Genomic DNA, 6,000 nt, shown 5'->3' with positions numbered 1-6,000 from the left:
TCACCCCGGCGGTTGCCGTCGGCTGCGTCTTTTGTTAATACGCCACTGTGTGGGGGACCACACCGCCCGCCGGGCAACAACGCCCGGCCGGCCGGGGGGCGGGCCGCGGTGGCCGGCGCCCCGCACCCGGGGTGTGCTGATGCGGCTCAGCTCTTCCCGAGGAGGGTGTTCATCCGGGCGATCTCCGCGCTCTGAGACGTGATGATCTGACCGGCCATGTCCTTGGCGGGCTGGTACGTGCCCTCGGACTGCTCGGTCTTGGCCATGGCGACAGCGCCCTCATGGTGCTTGACCATCATCGTCAGGAAGGCGGTGTCGAACGCCTTGCCCGAGGCCGATTCCAGCTGCTTCATCTCCTCGGCCGTCATCATCCCGGACATGTCGTGCCCCTCGTGGCCGGCGCCCTCGGCCGGGACCTGCTCACCCCAGGAGGTCAGCCAGCCGGAGAGAGTCTTGATCTCCGGGTCCTGGGCCTTCTTGATCTCGTCGGCCAGCTTCTTCACCTCAGCCGACTCGGCGCGCGTCGCGGCGAGGTCGGCCATCTCGATGGCCTGACGGTGGTGGGGGATCATCCCCTTGGCGAAGGTCACGTCGGCCGCGTTGTGCTCGCCCTGCTGCGCGGGGGCGGAGGCGGACGGGGAGGCGGTGTTGTGCCCGTTGTGGGCCGAGCCGCTGTCATTGCCGTTGCCGCCGCAGGCGGCGAGGACGAGGGCGGCGGTGGCGGCCGCGGCCACGGCGGTGGCGCGGCGGATCAGGGAACGCTGGGTGGTCATGCTGCAACTCCTGCTGTGGGGCACGCGCGCGTCTGCGGGCGTGCGGAGGTAGGGCGGGTCCGAGAGGCTGGCCGGCTCTCTGGGGCCGGGCATGCCGGGCCGCCCTATATGCGCAGGAGTTGCAGTTCGCTCAGTGACGGCGGCGCCCGTCCGCAGGCGTTGGCGCCGGGGATGACCCCGTGCGCGAGGACCGCCTGGACTTCGGCGTGGGCGGGCAGGACCGCGGGCGCGGGCAGAACCGGGGCGCCGGCTGTGCCGGTGGCGGCACAGGTCGAATCGGCGTGCTCGGCGTGTCCGCCGCCGCCGCTGCCGGCCGGATTGTCGGCGTGGACGCACCCGTCCTGGCACGCGGCGTCCGAGGCGGTCGCCCGCTCGTGGCCCGCGGCCGGCGCGTGGTGGGAACTGGTCGCCGCGTGTGCGGCGGCCGGCGCGGGGGCGGGCCCCAGGCCGTGCATGGCCACCAAGCCAATGAGCACCGCGAGGACCAGGAGCAGGTAGGAGCGCAGCCCGGAGGGCTTCATCGCTCGCTTCACCTGGTCGTCCATGTCCGCATCGTAAGCGGCCCCCTTTGCGGGTGGCGAGGCGAGGCCGGAACGACTGCCCATTGAGGAATACCCCTCGGGGGTATAGCGTTCGGGCAATCGAAGTCATACCCCACAGGGGTATGAAGGATTCTGCTTTTGGGGAGCGGTCATGGAAGCCGTCAATCCGCGTCGCTGGTGGGCCCTCGGGGTGCTCGCCGCCGCACAGTTCATGGTGATCATGGATACGTCGATCATTGGCGTGGCGCTGCCGGAGATGCAGTGCGACCTGGGGTTCTCCCAGGGGGATCTGCAGTGGGTGTTCAACGCCTACGTCATCGCCTTCGGCGGACTGCTCCTGCTGGGCGGGCGCCTCTCCGACCTGCTGGGCGCCCGGAAGGTGTTCGTAGCCGGCTGGAGCGTCCTGATCGCCGGCTCCGTCGTCGCCGCGGCCGCACAGAGTGCATGGGTGGAGGTCGCAGGGCGGGCCGTGCAGGGGGTGGGCGGCGCGCTGATCGCACCCGCCTCGATGACCCTGCTGATGATGCTCTTCGGCCACAGCCCCAAGGAGCTCGGTAAGGCCCTGGCCCTGTACGGCGCGGCCGCCCCGGCCGGCGGCACCGCGGGCGTATTCCTCGGCGGGGTGTTCACCGAGTGGGCCAGCTGGCCGTGGGTGTTCATCATCTACATCCCGATCGGTATCGCCACCCTGCTCGCCACCGGTCTGCTGCCGGCCGTCGCCGCCCGCCGCGGCGGCGGTGTGGACGTCCTGGGCGCGGCGGCCGTGACCGCAGGGCTCGCGCTCACCGTCTTCACCGTGGTCCGCGCCCCCGAGACCGGCTGGGCAACAGCGCAGACGGTCCTTCAGCTGATCGCAGGCGCCGCACTGCTGGTCGTGTTCGTCCTCATCCAGCGGTCCGCGAAGTCGCCGCTGATGCCGCTCGGCATCTGGCGCACCCCCGGCCTCGGCGTCTCCAACCTCGCGATGGCACTGCTGGGGGCGGCCTGGATCCCGATGTGGTACTTCCTCAACCTCTACCTCCAGCAGGTTCTCGGCTATGGCGCCTTCGCCTCGGGCGCAGCCCTGCTGCCGATGACCGGCCTGCTGATGCTCTTCATGACCACCGCCAGCGCCCGCCTGCTCGGCCGCTTCGGCCCCAAGCCGCTCATCACCGGCGGCCTGCTGGTCCTGGCCGCGGGCCTGGTGTGGCTTTCGGCCGCCCGCCCCACCGGCAGCTTCCTCATCGACGTCCTGCCCGCCTCGCTGGTGGCAGCCCTGGGCATGGCACTCGCCTACATCCCGACCCTGATGGCAGCCATGTCCGCCGCCCCTCAGGAGCAGGCCGGCCTCGCCTCGGGCATCGTCAACACCACCTACCAGGTCGGCTCCGCCCTCGGCCTCGCCGCCCTGACTGCCCTCGCCACCTCCCAGTCGCGGGCGCACTCGGTGACCTGACCGCCCTCACCGACGGGTTCAGCGCAGCATTCCTCGCCGCCGCCGGCATCGCCGCCGCGGGCGCCCTGGCCACCCTCGCCCTCATGGGCGGCTAGCCGCAGAGCCCGCCGGTCGAAACCGCAACCACCGAGGGGGCTGCACAGCCTCAGCGCGCCGGTAACTGACCGGAAGGAAAGCGAGAGGGCCCGCCGATACCCATCGGCGGGCCTTCCCCATGGCGGTACACAGCGGCACAGAGGCAAGGAGCGCAGGCCCTGTGTCGCTTCGTGCCCGGAGCGGACGGCCCCTCTGGTTGAGCATGGACCGCTTCGTCACCTCACAGGCACTGCTGCACAACTCCCGGTGCCTGCCCCTCGGGCGACACCTGCGCGTTCGTACCGCCCGTAGGTCTCTCACGCCCCCGGGAGCTCGCTCCGAGGGCGCGACCGGGAAGGTGCGGCGAGTGAGAGGCCCAGTGCAATCCGAGAACCCTCTTGCATATACCCCTGGGGGGTATATGGTTGTGGTGTGAGCCCGCGGGGGCGGGGTCACACTGGACGGGATTGGGGATGACGGTCATGGACCACAGCGCACACCACACCAGCACCACCCACGACCACACCGCGCACCAGGCGCACGCGGGTCACGCCGGGCACCAGATGCGCCCGGTGACGTGGGGGGCCGCCGCGAAGGCGACGCTGCACTGCCTGACCGGATGTGCGATCGGCGAGATCCTCGGCATGGTCATCGGTACCGCCCTGCTGTGGGGCAACGTCCAGACGATGGTCCTGGCCATCACCCTGGCGTTCCTCTTCGGCTACTCCTTCACCCTGTTCGCGGTCCGCAAGGCCGGCCTGGACTGGAAGAACGCGATCAAGGTCGCGCTGGCCGCGGACACCGTCTCGATCGCGGTGATGGAGCTCGTCGACAACGGCATCATCGCCCTGACGCCCGGGGCGATGGACGCGCACCTGTCGGACGCGCTGTTCTGGACCGCGCTGCTGGGCGGCTTCGCCGTCGCCTTCGTGATCACGACCCCGGTCAACAAGTGGATGATCGGCCGCGGCAAGGGCCACGCCGTCGTCCACGCCTACCACTGACCCCGGCCGTACGGCACCGCGCCCGGCCGCACCCTCACGGTGCGGCCGGGCGCGCTCGCATCCGGGGGCGTTAGCTGGAGGTACCGGGGGCTTCGATGGCGGCCGCCCCGGATCCGCCGGCCTCGCGGGGAACGGAGGCACCCCGATGTCCAGCACCGTCAAGGACATGCTCGCCACCTACCCGGCCGACCTCGGCGACATCGACCAGGCCAAGCTCACGCGTTGTATCGAGGAGTGCATCGCCTGTGCGCAGGCATGCACGGCGTGCGCGGACGCCTGCCTGTCCGAGGGCATGGTGGCGGACCTGGCCAAGTGCATCCGCACCGACATGGACTGCGCCGACATCTGCACCGCCACCGCCGCGGTCCTCTCACGGCACACCGGCTACGACGCCAACATCACGGCGGCCATCCTTCGTGCGTGCGCCATGGCCTGCAAGGCGTGCGGCGACGAGTGCGCCAAGCATGCCGACATGCACGAGCACTGCCGCATCTGCGCCGAAGCCTGCCGAAGCTGCGAGCAGGCATGCAACGAACTGTTCTCGGCCCTCAGCTGACGCTCGCCGTCATCCGTCCCGCCCGGAGCCGCAATCCCGGGCGGCATGTCGGGAGCCACGGACCCACTCGTCCGATTGAAAACACGCATCACGGGCGGGCCACGGCCGACGTGCCGCTATGCTCCCCGGCATGGTTGTGGCCCGGGCGATCCGTAGCGCGCCGCGGTCCCGCTCTCGTGCAGCGGGCCCGTGGCGAATGTGGATGCTGGCCGCGCTCCTCCTCACCCTGATGTACAGCCACGGTGTCAGCGCGGAGAGCGCCACAGGCCACGCCCACCTCGAGGCGCCGACCACCGCGGCCGCCCTGAACGTTGCGGACCCGGGTTCCGCCGGGCACAGCCACGAGGCGCCCGACCCGCACTCCGGCCAGGGGCACACCGACCCCCACCAGGATGCTCCGGCGGAGCCCGATCACGCGGCTCACCAGTGTGTCTCCGGCCAGCCCCAACAAGGCGCTGCGCTGCCCGCCCCATGCGAGGCCCTGACCATTCGCCGGCCTCCGTACGCGTATGCGTCCGCCGCCGCACGATTTGTCCCGGCCCTCCGGGCGTCTGCTCCCGTGCCGGACTCAGCGGTCCTACGGATCTAAGCCTTCACGCCCGCCAATCGGTCGACGACCTGTCGGGCACCCCCGTGAGCCAGCTCCGCCACGCACCAGCGGCGGCTCGGCCATGCCGTGCGATGCGCCTCGGCCCACCTGTGACGACGTGCGAACGCGCAGCGATGGCCGGCTCATGTTGCGCCGTGCCCGGCGGGTCAGAACTTCGGCCCCGCCCTGCCCGCCTGTCTCGTTGAGAGCCCCAGGCCCCACTGAACTTCCCTTGAAGGGTCCGCTTTGTCTTCCTCGCCCAGTCTCGCCACGACGACCCCGCCCCCCACCCCGGCGCAGCCGACCCGCAGCCAGCTCCGTTCCGACAGCAGACGGGAAGCGCCTTGCTGCCGTGGCGCTATCTCGGCTACGTCGGCTACTACGTGGGGGCCGGCCTCATCAGCGGAGCCGTCGTCCACCACCCCATGGCCCCCGCCCGCTACTCGCTGATTGCCGGGTCCGGCGTCCTGGTCTTCCTGCTCGCGACCGTCCTCAACGACCTCGTCCTCGCGAAGGAGAGGCAACCTCTGTCACGCATCCTGCGCGTGCTCGGCACCTCGACGATGCTCTCCTTCGGCCTGGGCATGCTCAGCGGCGGCATGCAGCACTTCGCAGACCTCCCGGAACGCTGTGCCGTGCTGATACCGCTCGGCATCGTCCTGTCCTTCGTCGCCTTCTTCCTGAAGGAGGCCAAGAGGCCGTGGCGTCGCATCTTCAGCCTCATGGGGCTGGCAATCGTCGTCGTGACGGCTCTCACCTTCCTCGGGCTTCGCCACATCGCCCCCACCATGGCCCAGTCCGGAGGCGGCCACAGCCACAGCGATGTCGTGCCCGAGAAGGGAAGCGGCGAAGGCCAGGAGGGCGGCCACGGCAGCGACACCACCAATTCGACCTCCCCGCCCACCTCTCCGGACGCCATCCACCCCAGCAAGGAGCCCGGGCACGACGACGACGGACACCAGCACTGAGCCGACCCGCGTCCGCCGTCACAAGAAGTCAGACGACAGCCGTGGCTGAGAGAACGCG

Annotated in this window: 5 protein-coding genes and 1 pseudogene; 4 read left to right on the top strand and 2 right to left on the bottom strand. The window is 70.7% G+C overall.

The genetic code is table 11. The features are described 5' to 3' along the window. Positions 1 to 146: 146 nt before the first annotated feature. Complete coding sequence (locus tag ACWIHY_RS31560) at positions 147 to 773, bottom strand: DUF305 domain-containing protein (protein WP_454379506.1); 627 nt, start codon at positions 771 to 773, stop codon at positions 147 to 149. A gap of 104 nt (positions 774 to 877) precedes the next feature. Further along, complete coding sequence (locus tag ACWIHY_RS31555; protein WP_454379505.1) at positions 878 to 1,318, bottom strand: DUF6153 family protein; 441 nt, start codon at positions 1,316 to 1,318, stop codon at positions 878 to 880. 148 nt (positions 1,319 to 1,466) lie between these two features. Here ACWIHY_RS31555 and ACWIHY_RS31550 point away from each other — a divergent pair. The 4 genes and pseudogenes from ACWIHY_RS31550 (at position 1,467) to ACWIHY_RS31535 (ending at position 5,942) form a co-directional block, all read left to right on the top strand. After that, a pseudogene (locus ACWIHY_RS31550) lies at positions 1,467 to 2,845 on the top strand (MFS transporter). Positions 2,846 to 3,307: 462 nt separating this feature from the next. Further along, positions 3,308 to 3,829: a DUF4396 domain-containing protein gene (locus ACWIHY_RS31545; RefSeq protein ID WP_454379503.1), complete on the top strand. Its 522-nt coding sequence runs from the start codon at positions 3,308 to 3,310 to the stop codon at positions 3,827 to 3,829. Positions 3,830 to 3,974: 145 nt separating this feature from the next. Beyond that, the gene (locus ACWIHY_RS31540) at positions 3,975 to 4,385 is read left to right on the top strand and encodes a four-helix bundle copper-binding protein (RefSeq protein WP_069774301.1); all 411 of its coding nucleotides are present in this window, start codon (positions 3,975 to 3,977) and stop codon (positions 4,383 to 4,385) included. A 933-nt stretch (positions 4,386 to 5,318) separates the two neighbouring features. Next, entirely contained in the window at positions 5,319 to 5,942 is a 624-nt protein-coding gene (locus ACWIHY_RS31535) for a hypothetical protein (RefSeq protein ID WP_454379501.1), read from the top strand. Positions 5,943 to 6,000 lie beyond the last annotated feature (58 nt).

This window comes from Streptomyces sp. NPDC055287 (assembly GCF_053646035.1).
Note: the sequence above shows the minus strand (reverse complement) of the source record. Positions and strands in the feature narration are given on the sequence as shown.

Bases quoted from the DNA above. Each gene is read 5' to 3' on its own strand.
- ACWIHY_RS31560 (WP_454379506.1), bottom strand. From the start codon at position 773: ATGACCACCCAGCGTTCCCTGATCCGCCGCGCCACCGCCGTGGCCGCG.
- ACWIHY_RS31555 (WP_454379505.1), bottom strand. From the start codon at position 1,318: ATGGACGACCAGGTGAAGCGAGCGATGAAGCCCTCCGGGCTGCGCTCC.
- ACWIHY_RS31545 (WP_454379503.1), top strand. From the start codon at position 3,308: ATGGACCACAGCGCACACCACACCAGCACCACCCACGACCACACCGCG.
- ACWIHY_RS31540 (WP_069774301.1), top strand. From the start codon at position 3,975: ATGTCCAGCACCGTCAAGGACATGCTCGCCACCTACCCGGCCGACCTC.